Origin of the sequence: Novosphingobium rhizosphaerae (assembly GCF_050920675.1) — a bacterium.
In the GTDB taxonomy this organism is placed as follows: domain Bacteria; phylum Pseudomonadota; class Alphaproteobacteria; order Sphingomonadales; family Sphingomonadaceae; genus Novosphingobium; species Novosphingobium rhizosphaerae.
This window is the reverse complement of sequence record NZ_CP137861.1, coordinates 3,787,545-3,803,554: the sequence shown is the minus strand read 5'-3', so window position 1 is coordinate 3,803,554 and position 16,010 is coordinate 3,787,545. Positions and strand designations below refer to the sequence as shown.

Below are 16,010 nucleotides of genomic sequence, written 5' to 3'. Positions count from 1 at the left end.
CGCAGCGAAATTCTGATCCCCCATTCTTTGCTTGCCCCGAGGACACCATGATCGATCCCAAGCATTTCCGCACCGTTCTTGGCGCCTATCCCACGGGTGTCTGCGTCATCACGTCGGTTGACGAGGCCGGCTTGCGCACCGGGCTGGTGGTGGGTTCGTTCACCTCGATCTCGCTCGATCCGCCGCTTGTCGGCTTTTTCCCCGACAAGCGCTCGGGTTCGTGGCCGCGCATTGCCGCCACCGGGCGGTTCTGCGTCAACGTGCTGGGCGCCGACCAGCTGGACCTGTGCCGCCGCTTTGCCAGCCGCGCCGATGACAAGTTTGCCGAACTGGCCCATGGCCACAGCCCGGCGGGCCTGCCGCGGCTCGACAACGCACTGGCCTGGATCGATTGCCGGATCGAACGGGTTGATGACATCGGCGATCACTGGCTGGTGGTGGGCGCGGTGGAAGCGCTGGATTCGCGCCAGGAAGGAACGCCGCTGCTGTTCTTCCGCGGGCAGTATCACGATGCCGTGGAAATCGCCCAAGGGGTGTGACAACCGCTGCAACGGTGCTGGCCCTGCGCCAAATTGCACCATTCCTGCTGTAATTGCCGATCGATTGACACCGATCAAAGCCGCGTCGCCAGGCTGGGGGTAAAGCGGAAAGCGCCGAAGGGAACAGGTCTTTCCAACCCGGACAGTCTGTTCGTTTCGCGTGATTTCTCCCCAACTCGGGCGGCATGCCTGGCAGGCCGCCCCCCTTTTTGCTGGGTGGGGTGATCATACTTTGGTCTGATAAGGCCCTGTCTTGTCGTTGTCTTTCACGGCGCAAGATGGTAATTGGGGCCATGTCTTCTTGCGAAACCTGCGTCGTCCGCAACCGCGCCATCTGCGCCGGCCTCGACAATCAGGAGATCAACGCGCTCAACGCGATCGGACGCCGCCGCAACGTTTCGGCCGGGGAACCGCTGATCTGGGAAGACGATGACTCGCTGCTCGTCGCCAACGTGATCGAGGGCGTGCTCAAGCTGACCACCAGCACCGAAGACGGCCGCGAACAGATCGTGGGCGTGGCCTATCCGTCCGATTTCATCGGCCGCCCGTTTGGCCAGACCAGCAAGGCCAGTGTCGTCGCGCTGACCGATGCCCGCGTCTGCGTGTTCTCGCGCAACGATTTCGATCGCTTTGCCCGCAGCCATCCGGGGCTGGAGCACAAGCTGCTGGAACGCACGCTGGCCGAACTGGACCGCACGCGCTCGTGGATGATGCTGCTGGGCCGCAAGACCGCGCCCGAAAAGATCGCCACATTCCTGCTCGAAATGTCGGAGCGCCTGGCCGAAACCGGCTGCACCCCGATCACGCGCGGCCCGGCCACGCGCTTCACCCTGCCGTTCTCGCGCCAGCAGGTGGCCGATGTGCTGGGCCTGACGATCGAGACCGTCAGCCGCCAGTTCACCAAGCTCAAGAACGAAGGCGTGATCGACCTGCCCGCGCGGCGTGACGTGGAAATCCTCGACCGCCCCTCGCTGGTTTCGCTGGCGGGGTAAGCGCGGCGGGCACGGGCTTCGACAAGCGCGGCCCGAACGCGGTTTCAGCAGAATTTTCGGATGAGCATTCGCCCTGAGCTCGTCGAAGGGCCCTGGCTGCGCGCTTTGCGCTTGGCCTCGCACCACCCCCAACCCCCTCCTCTGAAGAGGAGGGGGCTTTTCAATAGCCTCACCTCCCGCCTGCGGGAGGGTTTGGGGGAAGCGTATTCCCCGAAAGACAAACGAAAACGGGCGGACCGATGCCAGGGGATCCCAGACCCTGGATCGACCCGCCCGCGGCCCTGCATACGACGGATATGCAGGGCTATCGGTGCGCCGTGATCAGAAGCGGTAGGCGACGCCCGCGCTCAGGACCCAAGGGTCCATGCGATGGCGCGTGGTCAGCGCTTCGGTACCGTTGGCGGTGTAGAAATGCGCGGTCGTGCTGATCCAGTACTTCTTGGCATCGAGCGTGAGGCCAAGGCCGGTCTTCGTGATCGGAATGTCGATCCCGCCCTGCACCACGACGCCGGCGTCGTTATCCAGCTTCACCCGCTTGGCGCCCAGGGTCTGCGCGGTCGCACCGGCACGCTCGTCGATATAGAAGAACCACGCGCCGCCCGCGCCCACATAAGGCTTGATGCCGCCGGGCAGGGTGAAGTGGTACTTCGCCGTGACCGTGGCGGGCAGGATCAGCGCATGATCGACCAGCGCCGCGCCCTGGAGCGCGCCGGCGCCCGAGACGTGGTGCGCGGTAAAGCAGCAGATCGTTTCCACCGACACGTTGGGCAGCGCGAAATATTCGATCGCCAGCGTGGGGGTGAAGCTGTTGTTGCTGGCATCGGTCTGCGATCCGGTGGGCAGGCCGATCAGGTCCTTGCGAACCGCGGTGATCTTGCCATCGGCCAGAACCGACGTGGCCAGCAACTTGACCTGCCACTTGCCCGCCGGCGCTTCATCGGCCGCGATTGCGGGAGAAGCGAAGGCCAGCGCCAGGGCGGCGGCACCAAGAGCTTTGCCAAGAACCTTTTTCATCACACGTTTCCTAATTGCTGGCGGACTGAGTTACCGCGGACTGGGCCACTGCGGGCTGCGCCGCAGGCGGCCTGCCCCTCGCAGGCTCCGTTCCCTCTGGCGTGGCACGGTCAATGGCGGGGATCTCGATTCGCTACATTGACGCAACGCAAAAATGGCGGGGTGCTGAATAAATCGTTCACCGCAGGGGTTATTTGACTCGTATCAATGTGATGGGCGGACAAAGGTTGCAGGGGCAGAATCTGTAGTTGGGCATGGAAGGGAAGGGTCCATGGAACAGGTTCTGATGCGCGCCGGCCTATGGTTTGGTGCGCTTGTCCTGGCGGTGGTCGCCTGTGCTCTGGCAGTGGACCAGGGTTTTGCGATTCACATGGCGATCTTCGGGATCGCCGCCGCCATCGCGCTGTGGGTGACTATCAGCGGCAAGAGCGTCGACAATGCGGTGCGGGGCGTGCTGCGCATGCCCGATCCGGGCCGCTATGACGACGACGTGATTCGCTGGGGCGTTATTGCCACGGTATTCTGGGGTATCGCCGGGTTTGCCGCCGGCCTGTGGATTGCGCTGGAGCTGACCTGGCCCCAGCTCAACCTGGGGCTGCAGTGGATCAACTTCGGCCGCCTGCGTCCGCTCCACACCTCGGCGGTCATTTTCGCTTTCGGGGGCAATGCGCTGATCGCCACGTCGTTCTACGTCGTGCAGCGCACCTGCCGGGCGAGGCTGGCCTTCCCCGGCCTCGCCCGTTTCGTGTTCTGGGGATACCAGCTGTTCATCGTCATCGCGGCGACCGGCTATCTCCTGGGCATTACCCAGGGCAAGGAATATGCCGAACCGGAATGGTACACCGACTTGTGGCTCACCATCGTGTGGGTGGCCTATCTGGCGGTGTTCGTCGGCACGATCGTGAAGCGCAGCGAGCCACACATCTATGTGGCGAACTGGTTCTACCTTTCGTTCATCCTGACCGTGGCGATGCTGCACATCGTCAACAACCTCAACATTCCGGTCAGCGTGTTCGGTTCGCGCTCTTATCCCATCTTTGCCGGCGTGCAGGGCGCGCTGGTGGAATGGTGGTATGGCCACAATGCGGTGGGCTTTTTCCTGACCGCCGGCTTCCTTGGCATGATGTATTACTTCGTGCCCAAGCAGGCCGAACGCCCGGTCTATTCCTATCGCCTGTCGATCATCCACTTCTGGGCGCTGATCTTCCTCTATATCTGGGCCGGTCCGCACCACCTGCACTATACCGCGCTGCCCGATTGGGCGCAGACGCTGGGCATGGTGTTCTCGGTCATGCTGTGGATGCCCAGCTGGGGCGGCATGATCAACGGGTTGATGACGCTGAACGGCGCGTGGGACAAGATCCGCACCGATCCGATCATGCGCATGCTGGTAATGAGCCTGGCGTTCTATGGCATGAGCACGTTCGAAGGCCCGATGATGAGCGTGAAGAGCGTCAATTCGCTCTCGCACTATACCGACTGGACCATCGGCCACGTGCACTCGGGCGCGCTGGGCTGGAACGGCATGGTGACGTTCGGGGCGCTCTATTACCTGGTGCCGCGCCTGTGGAACCGTGAACGGCTCTATTCGCTGCGCATGGTCAACTGGCACTTCTGGTGCGCCACGCTGGGTATCGTGTTCTATGCCGCCTCGATGTGGGTGGCGGGCATCACCCAGGGGCTAATGTGGCGCGAATATGGGCCTGACGGCTATCTGGTGAACAGCTTTGCCGAAACCGTGGCCGCGCTGCACCCGATGTATGCCCTGCGTGCCTTTGGCGGGCTGCTCTACCTTTCGGGTGCGGTGATCATGGTGATCAACGTGACCAAGACCATCCTGGGCCAGTACCGCAACGAAGCGCCGATGCACGATGCCGCGTTCGATCCCGAAAAGGATCGTCCGATCGTCGCCCAGCCCGCCTGATAAGGAAACCCGAACAATGTCCAGCATTGTTGAGCGTCACAAGACGCTGGAGCGCAATGTCACCCTGCTGGCAGTCCTTGCCTTTGCCGCGGTGACGATCGGCGGGATCGTGGAAATCGCCCCGCTGTTCTGGATCGACAACACCATCGAGAAGGTGGAGGGGATGCGCCCCTACACCCCGCTCGAACAGGCCGGGCGCGACATCTATGTGCGCGAAGGCTGCTATGTCTGCCACAGCCAGATGATCCGTCCGTTCCGCGACGAGACCGAACGCTATGGCCATTACAGCCTGGCCGCGGAATCGATGTACGATCACCCGTTCCAATGGGGATCGAAGCGCACCGGGCCAGACCTTGCCCGCGTGGGCGGCAAGTATTCGGATGAATGGCATGTCCAGCATCTGAAAGACCCGCGCTCGGTCGTGCCGGAGTCGATCATGCCGACCTATCAGTTCCTGGCGGAGCGTCCGCTCAACCAGGGGGACATGACGGCCGAGCTGCAAACGCTCTACACCACCGGGGTACCTTACACGAAGGACCAGATCGCCCAGGCCAACGATGACTTGAAGGCCCAGGCAGACCCCGAAAACGCCACCGAATTCAAGACGCGCTGGCCCAAGGCCCAGGTTCGCGATTTCGATGGCGATCCCAAGAAGCTGACCGAGATGGATGCGCTGGTCGCCTATCTCCAGATGCTGGGCACGCTGGTGGATGTGAATGCGCCTGCCGCGCAGGAAGACCTGGCCAAGGAGAAGGGGCGATGAGCACGTACGACGTCTTGCGCCACTTTGCCGATAGCTGGGCGCTGGTGGTGATGGGCGCGATTTTCCTGGCCCTGTGCATCTGGCCGTTCCGCAGCGGGGGCAAATCCTCGGGCGCGGAAGCCGCCAACTCGATCTTCACGGAGGATCACGATGGCTGACAAGCGCATCGACGAACCCACCGGCGTTGAAACCGTCGGACACGAATGGGACGGAATCGAAGAACTCAACACGCCGTTGCCGCGCTGGTGGCTGTGGACCTTTTATGCCACGATCGTTTTCGCGATCGGCTATGTGGTGGTCTATCCGGCCATTCCAGGGCGCCATGCGGCAACGGCCGGTACCGCCGGCTGGACCAGCCGTGGTGCGCTGGCCAAGGATCTGAAAGCGGCCGATGCCGCCCGCGCCCAGACCCGCGCCGCCATTGCCGCGACGCCGGTGGAAAAGCTGGCCGGCAATCCGCAGCTGCTGCGCGCCGCGATCGAAGGTGGCTCTGCCGCGTTCAAGCAGAACTGCGTGCAGTGCCACGGGTCTGGCGCCGCCGGGTCCAAGGGCTATCCCAACCTCAACGACGACGACTGGCTGTGGGGCGGTGACATCGCCACCATTCACCAGACGCTGGAACACGGCATCCGCTATCCCGGTGACGAGCAGACCCGCTCCAGCCAGATGCCTGCGTTTGGCCGTGATGGCATACTCACGCCGGCCCAGGTGCAGGACGTGGTCAGCCATGTGCGGGTGATCAGCGGGCAGGAAAAGGCCAGCGCCTCTTCCACCCGTGGCGCGCAGGTCTTTGCCGACAATTGCAGCGTCTGCCACGGCGCCAATGGCGAAGGCAACCGCACCGTCGGCGCCCCGCGCCTCAACGACAAGATCTGGCTCTATGGCGGGGACCGCGCCACGCTGACCGAAACCGTCACTTACGCCCGCCAGGGCGTGATGCCGGCCTGGGGCCAGCGGCTCGATCCGGTCACGGTCAAGATGCTGGCGGCCTATGTCCATTCGCGCGGGGGCGGTGAAGCGCTGCCCGCCGCGTCGGAAGCGGCCGCGCCAGCGCCCGTGCCGGCAACAAGGTAAGCCGCCATGCCCGCCGATCCCAGGCTCAAGCTCGTGGCATCTACCCCCGCACCGCAAGGTGGGGGTGGCCAGCCACCCGCACCACAAGAACCGGCGCTCTATGCCCGCCGCGAACCCGTTTGCCCCAGCAAGATCGACGGGCGGTTCCGGCGCTTCAAATGGGCGGTCATGGCGTTTTGCCTGGCGGTCTATTGGGGCACGCCGTGGCTGCGGTGGGATCGCGGGCCCTGGGCGCCGCATCAGGCGGTGTTGATCGATCTGGCCCATCGCCGGTTCTACATGTTCGGCATCGAAATCTGGCCGCACGAGTTCTATTTCGTGGCGGGCCTGCTGATCATGGCCGGGGTCGGCCTGTTTCTGGTGACATCGGCGGTGGGCCGGGCCTGGTGCGGCTATGCCTGCCCGCAAACGGTGTGGACCGATCTGTTCCAGCATGTCGACCGGCTGATCGATGGCGATCGCAATGCTCAACTGGCGCTGGACCGCGCGCCATGGACCGCGCGCAAGACCGCCAAGCGGCTGGCCAAGTGGGCGGTGTTCCTGGGTATCAGTTTTGCCACGGGTGGCGCGTGGATTTTCTATTTCGCCGATGCGCCCACGCTCCAGCGTGAATTCTGGACCGGTGCAGCGCCCGGCGTGGCCTATGCCTGTGTGGCCGTGCTCACCTTCACCACGTTCTGGCTGGGCGGTTTCATGCGCGAGCAGGTCTGCGTCTATATGTGCCCCTGGCCGCGCATCCAGTCGGCCATGCTCGATGAAAAGTCGCTGATCGTCACCTACAAGGACTGGCGTGGGGAGCCGCGTGGCTCGCTCAAGCAGGCCAAGCGCCTGCCCGGCGCCATTGGGGATTGCATCGACTGCAAGCAGTGCGTCGCGGTGTGCCCCACCGGGATCGACATCCGCGAAGGCGCGCAGATCGGCTGCATCACCTGTGGCCTGTGCATCGACGCCTGCGACCGCGTGATGGGGCAAGTGGGCCGCGACCGTGGCCTGATCGATTATTGCACGCTCGACGATGCCGAGGTGGAGCGCAAGGGCGGCGCGCCCAAGCCGCTGATCAAGGCGATCTTCCGCCCGCGCACGCTGGTCTATCTGGGCATGTGGAGCGCGATCGGCGCCGCGCTGCTGTTCATGCTGGGTGAACGCACCCGGCTCGATCTGTCGGTGGCGCGCGATCGCAATCCCGAATTCGTGCAGCTTTCCAACGGCGCGGTGCGCGATGGCTTCACCATCAAGCTGCGCAACATGGAAGATCGCCCGCGCGAAACCGTGCTGTCGCTCGAAGGGTTGCCCGATGGGGCGATCTATACCGACGAGATGGACGCATCGGCGGCCAAGCCCGCGCTGCGCTTTACCGTGCCGGCCGATACCACGCAGCGTTTGCGTGTCTATGCCGTGGTGCCGGGCCATGCCGCCCGGCCGCAGCCCTTTGCCTTTCACCTGGCCGCCGCGGCGCGCCCTGGCGAGAAGCCGGCGGAAGACCGCGTGAAGACCGAATTTTCCGCGCCAGCCGCGCCATAGAAGGATCACGCCGATGACCCAGCATCGCCCTGCACGTCCGTTCACCGGCCGCCACATGGCCGCCATCCTGATCAGCTTTTTTGGCGTGGTCATTGCCGTCAACGTGGTGATGGCGCGGCTGGCCACGTCCACCTTTGGCGGGGCGGTGGTGGAAAATTCCTATGTCGCCAGCCAGAACTTCAACCGCTGGCTGGGCGAGGCGCGCACCGAGCGCGCGCTGGGCTGGGCAGGGGCGGTGGCGCGGGGCAGCGACGGCGCCCTGGCCGTGACACTGAACGATGCCCAAGGCTACGCGCTTTCCGGTGCACAAGTGACCGCCGTGGCCGAGCACCCGCTGGGCCTGCGCGACGACCTTGCCCTGACGCTGCACGAAACGGCGCCGGGCCAGTATCGCGCCGCGCTGCCGGCGGGCCGCTGGAGGATCAAGCTGCGGGTGGCGCGGCACGGCGCCACCTGGCGCATGATGGGGGATGTGGGATGAGCCAGGCCGCACAAACTCTTGCGCGCCCGGCAGCGAAAGTGCCGCTGCACACAGCGCTCAATGTTCCGGCCATGCATTGCGCAGGGTGCATGGGCAAAGTGGAACGCGCGCTGGCCGCCGTGCCCGGCGTTGCCCATGCACGCGCCAACCTGACCGCGCGCAGCGTGGGCGTCGATCATGATGACAGCGTGGCCGTGCCCGATCTGGTGGCGGCGCTGGCGGGGGCAGGCTTCGCCGCGCAGCCGCGCGAAACCGTGCTGGAGCAGGCGCCATCGGCGGTGCGCCCGCTGTTGGCGCCGCTGGCCGTGGCGGCCTTTGCCTGCATGAACGTCATGCTGCTGTCGGTCAGCGTCTGGTCCGGCGCGGATGGCACCACGCGCGATCTGTTCCACTGGCTTTCCGCGCTGATCGGCGTGCCGGCCATCGCCTATGCCGGGCGGCCGTTCTTCACGTCCGCCTGGGGCGCGCTCAAGCATGGGCGCACCAACATGGACGTACCGATTTCCATCGGCGTCACGCTGGCGACCGGCCTGTCGTTCTATGAAACGCTCACCCACGGGGCAGAGGCGTGGTTCGACGGAACGCTGATGCTGCTGCTGTTCCTGCTGGCGGGCCGTGCGCTGGACGCGATGATGCGCGATCGCGCGCGCGCCGGGGTGGACGCGCTGCTGCGCCAGGCCGCACCGGGCGCGCTGGTGGTGGCCGCCGATGGCACCACCACCTGGCGCGCGGTGGCAGACCTGGCACCAGGCATGATGATGCGCGTGGCCGCGGGCGAACGCCTGGCCGCCGATGGCGTGGTGCGGTGCGGCGCGAGCCGGCTCGACCGTTCGCTGCTGACCGGCGAAAGCGCCGCCGTGCCCGCCGCCGTGGGCGATCTGGTGTTGGCCGGCACGCTCAACCAGGATGCCCCGCTCGACGTGGAAGTGCGCGCCATTGGCGAGGATACGGCCCTGGCCGAAATCGCGCGCCTGATGGAGGCGGCCGGCCAGTCCCGCTCGCGCTATGTGCGGATCGCCGATCGCGCCTCGCGGCTTTATGCCCCGGCGGTGCACAGCCTGGCTGCGCTCACCTTTGCCGGCTGGATGCTGGCCGGGGTGGGGCTCTATCATGCGCTGGTGATCGCCATTGCCGTGCTGATCATCACTTGCCCTTGCGCGCTCGGGCTGGCGGTGCCGGTGGCGCAAGTGGTGGCGGCTGGCGCCCTGATGAAGCGCGGGGTGCTGATCAAGGATGGTTCCGCGCTGGAACGGCTGGCTGAGGTCGACCGCATGCTGATCGACAAGACCGGCACGCTCACGCTGGGCCGCCCGGTGCCCGACGTGGCTGCGCTCGATGCGCTGACGAGCGATGAAGCCGGCGTGGCCCTGGCGCTAGCCAGCCACAGCCGCCATCCGCTCTCGCTGGGCCTGGCCGAGGCACTGGCCGCGCGCGGCGTGAAAGCGTTGCCGCTTGACGCGGTGGAGGAAGTGCCGGGGCGCGGGGTGATCGCGTTGTGGCGCGAAATTCCCGTTTCGCTGGGCCGTCCGTCTTCGCCCACCGGCGGCATGGCGGCGGCCCTGGCCGTGGGGGCCGATCCGGTGCGGCTGATCGGCTTTGCCGATGCCTTGCGGCCCGATGCCCTGCCCGCATTGGCGGCGCTGCGCGGGCAGGGGTTGGAAGCCTCGATCCTGTCGGGCGACAATGTCGAGGCCGTAGCCCAGGTGGCACGGCAGACCGGATTGACCGCGCAGGCCAGCGCCTCGCCACAAGACAAGCACGATGCGATCGGGCGCCTGGCGGCCGGTGGGCGGCGTGTGCTGATGGTGGGGGACGGGCTCAACGATGGGCCGGCGCTCGCCGCCGCGCACGCCTCGATCGCGCCGGGCAGCGCCAGCGACGTGGGGCGCCAGGCGGCAGACGTGGTGTTCACCACGCCTTCGCTCATGGCCCTGCCGTTCGCCGTGCGCATGGCGCGGGCGACGATGCGCGTGGTGCGGCAGAACTTCACGCTGGCGATCGCCTACAACCTGCTGGCGGTGCCGCTGGCCATGGCGGGCCTTGTCACGCCGCTGATCGCGGCCGTGGCGATGTCCACCTCGTCGCTGATCGTGGTGGCCAATTCGCTGCGGCTTTCCTGGATCGGGGGGAGGGGGGCATGACCTCGATCGCGGTGCTCATCCCCATTGCGCTGGGCATGGGGTTGATCGGGCTCTGCGCCTTTTTCTGGGCGCTGCGCCGGGGGCAGTTCGTGGATCTGGATGGCGCCGCCGCGCGCATCCTGATCGACGAGACGGACGACGTGCCATGACGCGCCAGGGCCGCCTGCGGCTGGTAGCGCTGTGTTCGGCGGCCGCAGTGCTGCGTCTGTCGCTGCCCGCGCCGGCGGTGGCGGCCGGTGGTGGCGCGGCGCTTGCGGTGCCGATCTGCGGGGAAGCGGGCCATGTCCTGCTGATCCGCATTCCCGGCCATGCGCCGCAGCGCAAGCCGTCGGGCGATGGCACCGCGCCGTGCTGCGCGATTTGCCATAGCGCAATGCGCAAGCGCGCCGGAGAGCCTAGCTGCTGTGGCGAGGAGGACGACGACGATGTCGCTTGAAGCAGGCCCAGCTGCCCAACTGAACACCGCCGCCACGATGATCACGGCGGCGCCCCCGCCCGGATCGGGCGAACGCTTTGCCGATTGGACGTGGTATCCCGAACTGCTGGCGCGGCCGGTGCCGCGCTATACCAGCTATCCCACGGCGGCGGAATTTGCCGATGCCGATCTGGCCGATGCTCAGCGCGATGCGCTGGCCGCGTTGAAAGGCCCGGTCTCGCTCTATCTGCATATCCCCTATTGCCAGGAGATCTGCTGGTATTGCGGCTGCAACACCGGGGCGGCCAACCGCAGCCAGCGCCTGGCCGGCTATCTCGCGGCCTTGCATCGGGAGATTGAACTGGTGGCCCAGGTCATCGGGCCGCAGGCGCGGATCACCCGCATCGCGTTTGGCGGGGGCAGCCCCAATGCCATTTCGCCCACCGATTTCGTGCGGCTGATCGATACGCTCACGCTCAATTTCCGCCTGGCGCGGCCGGTGATCTCGCTGGAACTCGATCCGCGCAGCCTGGTGCCGCAGTGGTTCACCGCGATTGCCGGCATCGGCGTGATCAAGGCCAGCCTGGGCGTGCAGACATTCGATCCGCGCGTGCAGGCCGCCATCGGCCGGGTGCAGCCGCAGGATGATATCGCCCGTGCGATGGAGGGTTTGCGCCGGGCGGGCGTGGATTCGATCAACTTCGACCTGATGTATGGCTTGCCCCATCAGGACGAGGCGGTGCTGGACCAGACGCTGGACACCGCGATGGCCATGGCGCCCGATCGCGTGGCGCTGTTCGGCTATGCCCATGTGCCCCACGTGGTGCCGCGCCAACGGCGGATCGACGTGGGCGCGCTGCCGGGGCAGCGCACCCGCTTTGCCATGGCGGCGCAAGGATCGGCGCGGCTGCGCGGGGCGGGCTATGAGGCGATCGGCTTCGATCACTTTGCCTTGCCCGGCGATGACCTGGCCAAGGCGCGCCACAACGGCACGCTGCGGCGCAATTTCCAGGGCTTTACCGATGATACCGCCGGTGCGCTGATCGGGCTGGGCGCGTCGTCGGTGGGCATGTTCCCTGGCTTGCTCGTGCAGAACGAGAAGAACGCGGGGCGCTATCGCCAGAGGGTGGAAGGCGGGCAGATGGCCGGTACGCGCGGCCTGGTGCAAAGTGCCGATGACTGCCGCCGCGCCGCCCTGATCGAAACGCTGCTTTGCCAGGAAGCGGTGGACCTGCCCGATGACCTGCTGGAGGATGCGCGCGAGGGACTGGCCCCGTTCGTTGCGCGCGGCCTGGCCCGAATCGAAGGGCAGCGGCTGGTGCTGGCGCCGCACAGCGCGCCCTATCACCGCTCGATCGCGGTGCTGTTCGATGCCTATCGCGGCGGCGGGCACCAGTTCAGTTCGGCCGTTTGATGCGGATTTCCCACGGTTTGAGGAAATAGCTATGCACCGGTCCTGTTAGCGGGTGCACAACCGCGCGCTGAAAGGCTAGGCTTTTCTCCTGCCAAATGCGGGGAGAGTTCATGAAGCCGATCGAAGCCATCATGCGCACGGCGCCTGTCATTCCGGTGCTGGTGATCGATGATGTGGCCCATGCCCTGCCTGTGGCGCGCGCCCTGGTGGCCGGTGGCCTGCGTGTTCTGGAAGTGACGCTGCGCACGCCTGCCGCCCTGGAAGCGATCACTGCGATGAAGAGCGTCGAAGGCGCCATCGTGGGTGCCGGCACGGTGACCAATCCGGGTGAATTGAAAGCCGCGATCGACGCCGGCGCCGAATTCATCGTTTCGCCCGGCCTGACCGATCGCCTGGGCCAGGCCGCCGTTGATTCGGGTATTCCGTTCCTGCCCGGCACCGCCAGCGCGGCCGATATCATGCGCGGGCTCGATCTGGGGCTCACCCACTTCAAGTTCTTCCCCGCCTCCACTTCGGGCGGGTTGCCCGCGCTCAAGGCGCTGGCCGCGCCGTTCTATCAGGCGCGGTTCTGCCCCACCGGCGGGATCACCCCGGCCAGCGCGCCGGAATGGCTGGCATTCGACCGCGTGTTGTGCGTGGGTGGCAGCTGGGTCGTGCCCAAGGGCGTGCCCGACGAGGCAGAGATCGAACGCCTCGCGCGCGAAGCCTCGGCCCTTTCCAAGGGCTGAGGGGCCAGCACGCGGGTGGCAGGCCAAGGCAAGGTTCGCTCGATACGTAAGCCAGCAGGGGGGAAACGGCAGATGAAGACCGTCGCAAAGCTCAGGGACCGTTTGCGTAAGCTGCACGAGCGCACCGCCGAAACGCCGCTGTTCAATCCCGTTTTCCAGCTGAGCCACGATCTCTCGCGCGAGCTGGAAACCGGCGCTCTTTCGCTCGATGACATGGAAGGCCTGGTCGCCGAGCTGGAATGCGAGGCGCTGCAAAACCGCGCGGGGCGCTTGGCGCGCCTGATCGCGCCGACCGACCCGGACGAGAACCTGGCGCGCGTGTCTGCCCTGCTGGACGAGGAGGACGGCTTCAGCCAGTTCCGCGCCCGCTGGGAAAAGCCGCTGCTGCACGCGGTGTTCACCGCGCACCCCACGTTCTTGCTCAATCCCGCGCAGGCCGATGCCGTTGCCACCGCCGCCCTGGCCGAAGATCCGCTGGCCTCCACGGTGTGCACCCTGCCGGCGAATGGCCCCAAGATCACGCTGGAATTCGAACACCTTGAGGTGTGCAACGCGATCGAGCGTGCCGGCCATGCGCGCGATCGCATCAATGCCACGCTGCTGGCCCACGCCCGCCAGCGCTGGCCGGGCCGCTGGCTCGATTTCCGCCCGCTGCCGTTCCGCTTTGCCACCTGGGTCGGCTATGACATGGATGGCCGCACCGACATCGGCTGGCACACCTCCATCGCGTTTCGCCTGCGCGAAAAGGCGCGGCGCCTGCGCACCTACGCCAGTGGCCTTGCCAGCCTGGCGCCCGATCACGCGCTGCTCGCCACGCTCGAAGCGGCGCAAGCCCATGCCTCGGAAATGGCGGAGCTGTTTTCACGCCCGCTGGACACGCCCGAGGGGCTTGCCGCCGCCGCCAACCGCATGACCGCCGACGATCCGGCCAAGCTGCTGACCCTGGCGCCGATCATCGCCACGCTCGAAGCCGATGCCGCCGCTGCCGAAGATGGCGACGTGGCGGTGGGCCTTGCCACGCTGGCGGGCGCCATGCGCGCCGATGGCCTGGGCATGGGCTGGATCCATTTCCGCGTCAATTCCTCGCAGCTTCACAACGCCTTGCGCCGCCGGATCGACCCGGAGGGCACGCTCGACATTGCCAGCAAGAGCGCGATTTCGCGGCTGCGCGAACTGCTTGCCGAAGTGAAGCCGCTGCGCGTCAACTTTGCCGCGCTGGCGATCGAGACCAGCACCGCGATCCGCCAGTTCCTGGCCATGGCGCAGATCCTACACCACATCGATGCCGATGCGCCGATCCGCATGCTGATCGCCGAATGCGAACAGCCGCAGACCGTGCTGGCCGCGCTCTATTTCGCCAAGTTGTTCGGCATCGAGGACAAGGTGGACGTTTCGCCCTTGTTCGAAACCGAAACCGCGCTGGAACACGGTGGCCGCTTCCTGGAAGCCTTGCTGGCCGAGGAAGCTTATCGCGACTATGTGCGCAAGCGCGGGCGGGTCTCGATCCAGACCGGCTTTTCCGATGCCGGCCGTTTCATCGGCCAATTGCCCGCCGCCCTTGCCATCGAGCGCCTGCAGGGCCGCCTGGCCGAGGCGATGACCAACAATGGCCTGGCCGACGTGGCCGCGCTGGTGTTCGACACGCACGGGGAATCGATGGGCCGCGGTGCGCACCCGGCCGGTTTTGCCGATCGCCTGACCTGGCCATTGAGCCGCTGGGCACGCCGCCGCTTCGCCAAGGCCGGCATCGCGCTGGAGGCCGAAGCCAGCTTCCAGGGCGGCGATGGCTATCTGTTCTTCCGCAACGACGAACTGGCGCTGGCCACGCTCTCGCGCATTGCCGAGGCGGAAGTGGCCTTTACCGCGCCCGCCGAACGCGATCCGTTCTACGCGCGCACCGATCTCAGCCTCGATTTCTATCGCGCCATTCGCCGCGTGCAGCGCGATCACCTGAAAAGCGCGACGTATGCCCGCGCCGTTACGGCGTTTGGCCTCGGCATGCTGACCGCCACGGGCAGCCGCGTCTCGCGCCGCCAGTCCGACATTTCGGCCGACCGCTCGATGAGCTTGCGCCAGATCCGCGCGATCCCGCACAACGCCATCCTGCAACAGATCGGCTATCCGGTGAACGTGATCGCCGGGGCCGGCACGGCCGCCGGTGACGAGATGGAGGCGATTGCCGAACTGCTCGGCCAGTCGGAACGTGGCAACCAGTTGGTGCGCCTGTTGCGCGCGGCCAATGGCCTGGCCTCGATCAAGACGGTGGCCGCCTATGGCGAACTGTTCAATTCGGCCTATTGGGCCAGCCGGCCTTATCGCGGCACCGAAACCGCGCTGGAATCGGCCTGCATGGCGCTGGCCGAATACCTCACCAAGGACGATCGCTCGGGCGTTTTCCGCCGCCTCACTTCGCGCCTGCGGGTGGACTGGATGAAGCTGCACCGCTTGCTGGCGCTGGTGCCCGGCCTGCCTTCGGGCCGCGATCCGGTGGTCGATGCCGAACGCCGCAATATCGGCCTGCTCCAGGCCGTGCGCCTGTCGCTGCTGATGCACATGTTCCTGCGCGCGGTGCAGGTGCCGCCGTTCTCGCGCTCCAACGACGTGAGCCGGGACGACGTGCTGGAAATGGTGCTGTCGCTGCGGGTTGACGATGCCCTGGCGCAATTGCGCCGCGCCTATCCCGTGGCCATGCCGCACGTGGGCGATTTCAGCGTGGATGAAGCCAGCGATTTCCCCGATCACGAAGGCGAAGACTATGGCGCGATCCGCGCCCGCTTTATCGACCCGATCGAGCGCGCCCATGCCTTGAACCTGCGTGTGGCCGTGGCCGTGGCGAATTACTTCGGCGCCCACGGCTGACGGTTGCGGGCGGGGGCTTCGACTGGCTCAGCACGAACGGGGATGGCGATACTCTCCCCTGCTCTTTAGCGGAAGGGCCGGGGCGCGGTGTGAACCCTTGCGCCACGCATTCCCACGCCCCACCCAATCCCCATTGCCAGCCCCG

At 66.5% G+C, this 16,010-nt stretch carries 15 protein-coding genes; 14 read left to right on the top strand and 1 reads right to left on the bottom strand.

Annotation, left to right across the window (positions count from 1 at the left end; all coding sequences use genetic code 11):
* Positions 1-47: 47 nt before the first annotated feature.
* Complete coding sequence (locus R9J51_RS17195) at positions 48-539, top strand: flavin reductase family protein (RefSeq protein WP_168557640.1); 492 nt, start codon at positions 48-50, stop codon at positions 537-539.
* Between the two features lie 293 nt (positions 540-832).
* Positions 833-1,531, top strand: a complete 699-nt coding sequence (locus R9J51_RS17190; protein ID WP_168557641.1) for a Crp/Fnr family transcriptional regulator — start codon at positions 833-835, stop codon at positions 1,529-1,531.
* Positions 1,532-1,852: 321 nt separating this feature from the next.
* On the opposite strand, the gene R9J51_RS17185 is transcribed toward R9J51_RS17190, so the two are convergent.
* Positions 1,853-2,545, bottom strand: coding sequence for an OmpW/AlkL family protein (locus R9J51_RS17185; protein ID WP_169476370.1), 693 nt, complete (start codon positions 2,543-2,545; stop codon positions 1,853-1,855).
* Between the two features lie 271 nt (positions 2,546-2,816).
* On the opposite strand from R9J51_RS17185, the gene ccoN reads away from it, so the two are divergent.
* The 12 genes from ccoN (at position 2,817) to R9J51_RS17125 (ending at position 15,865) form a co-directional block, all read left to right on the top strand.
* On the top strand, positions 2,817-4,469 hold the full coding sequence (gene ccoN / locus R9J51_RS17180; RefSeq protein ID WP_179505220.1) for a cytochrome-c oxidase, cbb3-type subunit I: 1,653 nt from the start codon (positions 2,817-2,819) through the stop codon (positions 4,467-4,469).
* A 16-nt stretch (positions 4,470-4,485) separates the two neighbouring features.
* Positions 4,486-5,232 (top strand): cytochrome-c oxidase, cbb3-type subunit II, encoded by a 747-nt coding sequence (gene ccoO, locus R9J51_RS17175; RefSeq protein ID WP_168557644.1) that lies wholly within the window; start codon positions 4,486-4,488, stop codon positions 5,230-5,232.
* On the top strand, positions 5,229-5,390 hold the full coding sequence (locus R9J51_RS17170) for a cbb3-type cytochrome c oxidase subunit 3 (protein ID WP_169476367.1): 162 nt from the start codon (positions 5,229-5,231) through the stop codon (positions 5,388-5,390). The genes ccoO and R9J51_RS17170 overlap by 4 nt, the downstream gene beginning before the upstream one ends.
* The gene (gene ccoP, locus R9J51_RS17165) at positions 5,383-6,306 is read left to right on the top strand and encodes a cytochrome-c oxidase, cbb3-type subunit III (protein ID WP_179505219.1); all 924 of its coding nucleotides are present in this window, start codon (positions 5,383-5,385) and stop codon (positions 6,304-6,306) included. The genes R9J51_RS17170 and ccoP overlap by 8 nt, the downstream gene beginning before the upstream one ends.
* A gap of 6 nt (positions 6,307-6,312) precedes the next feature.
* A complete protein-coding gene (ccoG, locus tag R9J51_RS17160; protein ID WP_179505218.1) occupies positions 6,313-7,827 on the top strand; it encodes a cytochrome c oxidase accessory protein CcoG in 1,515 nt (504 codons plus the stop codon).
* 13 nt (positions 7,828-7,840) lie between these two features.
* The gene (locus R9J51_RS17155; RefSeq protein WP_179505217.1) at positions 7,841-8,308 is read left to right on the top strand and encodes a FixH family protein; all 468 of its coding nucleotides are present in this window, start codon (positions 7,841-7,843) and stop codon (positions 8,306-8,308) included.
* A complete protein-coding gene (locus R9J51_RS17150) occupies positions 8,305-10,449 on the top strand; it encodes a heavy metal translocating P-type ATPase (protein ID WP_179505216.1) in 2,145 nt (714 codons plus the stop codon). The genes R9J51_RS17155 and R9J51_RS17150 overlap by 4 nt, the downstream gene beginning before the upstream one ends.
* Complete coding sequence (gene ccoS / locus R9J51_RS17145) at positions 10,446-10,598, top strand: cbb3-type cytochrome oxidase assembly protein CcoS (protein WP_168557650.1); 153 nt, start codon at positions 10,446-10,448, stop codon at positions 10,596-10,598. Before R9J51_RS17150 ends, ccoS begins: the two co-directional genes overlap by 4 nt.
* A complete protein-coding gene (locus R9J51_RS17140; protein WP_179505215.1) occupies positions 10,595-10,885 on the top strand; it encodes a hypothetical protein in 291 nt (96 codons plus the stop codon). Before ccoS ends, R9J51_RS17140 begins: the two co-directional genes overlap by 4 nt.
* 37 nt (positions 10,886-10,922) lie before the next feature.
* On the top strand, positions 10,923-12,278 hold the full coding sequence (gene hemN, locus R9J51_RS17135; protein ID WP_169476525.1) for an oxygen-independent coproporphyrinogen III oxidase: 1,356 nt from the start codon (positions 10,923-10,925) through the stop codon (positions 12,276-12,278).
* 110 nt (positions 12,279-12,388) lie between these two features.
* Entirely contained in the window at positions 12,389-13,006 is a 618-nt protein-coding gene (gene eda / locus R9J51_RS17130; protein WP_168557652.1) for a bifunctional 4-hydroxy-2-oxoglutarate aldolase/2-dehydro-3-deoxy-phosphogluconate aldolase, read from the top strand.
* A gap of 72 nt (positions 13,007-13,078) precedes the next feature.
* Positions 13,079-15,865: a phosphoenolpyruvate carboxylase gene (locus tag R9J51_RS17125; RefSeq protein WP_179505214.1), complete on the top strand. Its 2,787-nt coding sequence runs from the start codon at positions 13,079-13,081 to the stop codon at positions 15,863-15,865.
* Positions 15,866-16,010 lie beyond the last annotated feature (145 nt).

What these genes read in the sequence shown, in the direction of transcription:
- R9J51_RS17195 (WP_168557640.1), top strand. Translation starts at nt 48, where the DNA reads ATGATCGATCCCAAGCATTTCCGCACCGTTCTTGGCGCCTATCCCACG.
- R9J51_RS17190 (WP_168557641.1), top strand. Translation starts at nt 833, where the DNA reads ATGTCTTCTTGCGAAACCTGCGTCGTCCGCAACCGCGCCATCTGCGCC.
- R9J51_RS17185 (WP_169476370.1), bottom strand. Translation starts at nt 2,545, where the DNA reads ATGAAAAAGGTTCTTGGCAAAGCTCTTGGTGCCGCCGCCCTGGCGCTG.
- ccoN (WP_179505220.1), top strand. Translation starts at nt 2,817, where the DNA reads ATGGAACAGGTTCTGATGCGCGCCGGCCTATGGTTTGGTGCGCTTGTC.
- ccoO (WP_168557644.1), top strand. Translation starts at nt 4,486, where the DNA reads ATGTCCAGCATTGTTGAGCGTCACAAGACGCTGGAGCGCAATGTCACC.
- R9J51_RS17170 (WP_169476367.1), top strand. Translation starts at nt 5,229, where the DNA reads ATGAGCACGTACGACGTCTTGCGCCACTTTGCCGATAGCTGGGCGCTG.
- ccoP (WP_179505219.1), top strand. Translation starts at nt 5,383, where the DNA reads ATGGCTGACAAGCGCATCGACGAACCCACCGGCGTTGAAACCGTCGGA.
- ccoG (WP_179505218.1), top strand. Translation starts at nt 6,313, where the DNA reads ATGCCCGCCGATCCCAGGCTCAAGCTCGTGGCATCTACCCCCGCACCG.
- R9J51_RS17155 (WP_179505217.1), top strand. Translation starts at nt 7,841, where the DNA reads ATGACCCAGCATCGCCCTGCACGTCCGTTCACCGGCCGCCACATGGCC.
- R9J51_RS17150 (WP_179505216.1), top strand. Translation starts at nt 8,305, where the DNA reads ATGAGCCAGGCCGCACAAACTCTTGCGCGCCCGGCAGCGAAAGTGCCG.
- ccoS (WP_168557650.1), top strand. Translation starts at nt 10,446, where the DNA reads ATGACCTCGATCGCGGTGCTCATCCCCATTGCGCTGGGCATGGGGTTG.
- R9J51_RS17140 (WP_179505215.1), top strand. Translation starts at nt 10,595, where the DNA reads ATGACGCGCCAGGGCCGCCTGCGGCTGGTAGCGCTGTGTTCGGCGGCC.
- hemN (WP_169476525.1), top strand. Translation starts at nt 10,923, where the DNA reads ATGATCACGGCGGCGCCCCCGCCCGGATCGGGCGAACGCTTTGCCGAT.
- eda (WP_168557652.1), top strand. Translation starts at nt 12,389, where the DNA reads ATGAAGCCGATCGAAGCCATCATGCGCACGGCGCCTGTCATTCCGGTG.
- R9J51_RS17125 (WP_179505214.1), top strand. Translation starts at nt 13,079, where the DNA reads ATGAAGACCGTCGCAAAGCTCAGGGACCGTTTGCGTAAGCTGCACGAG.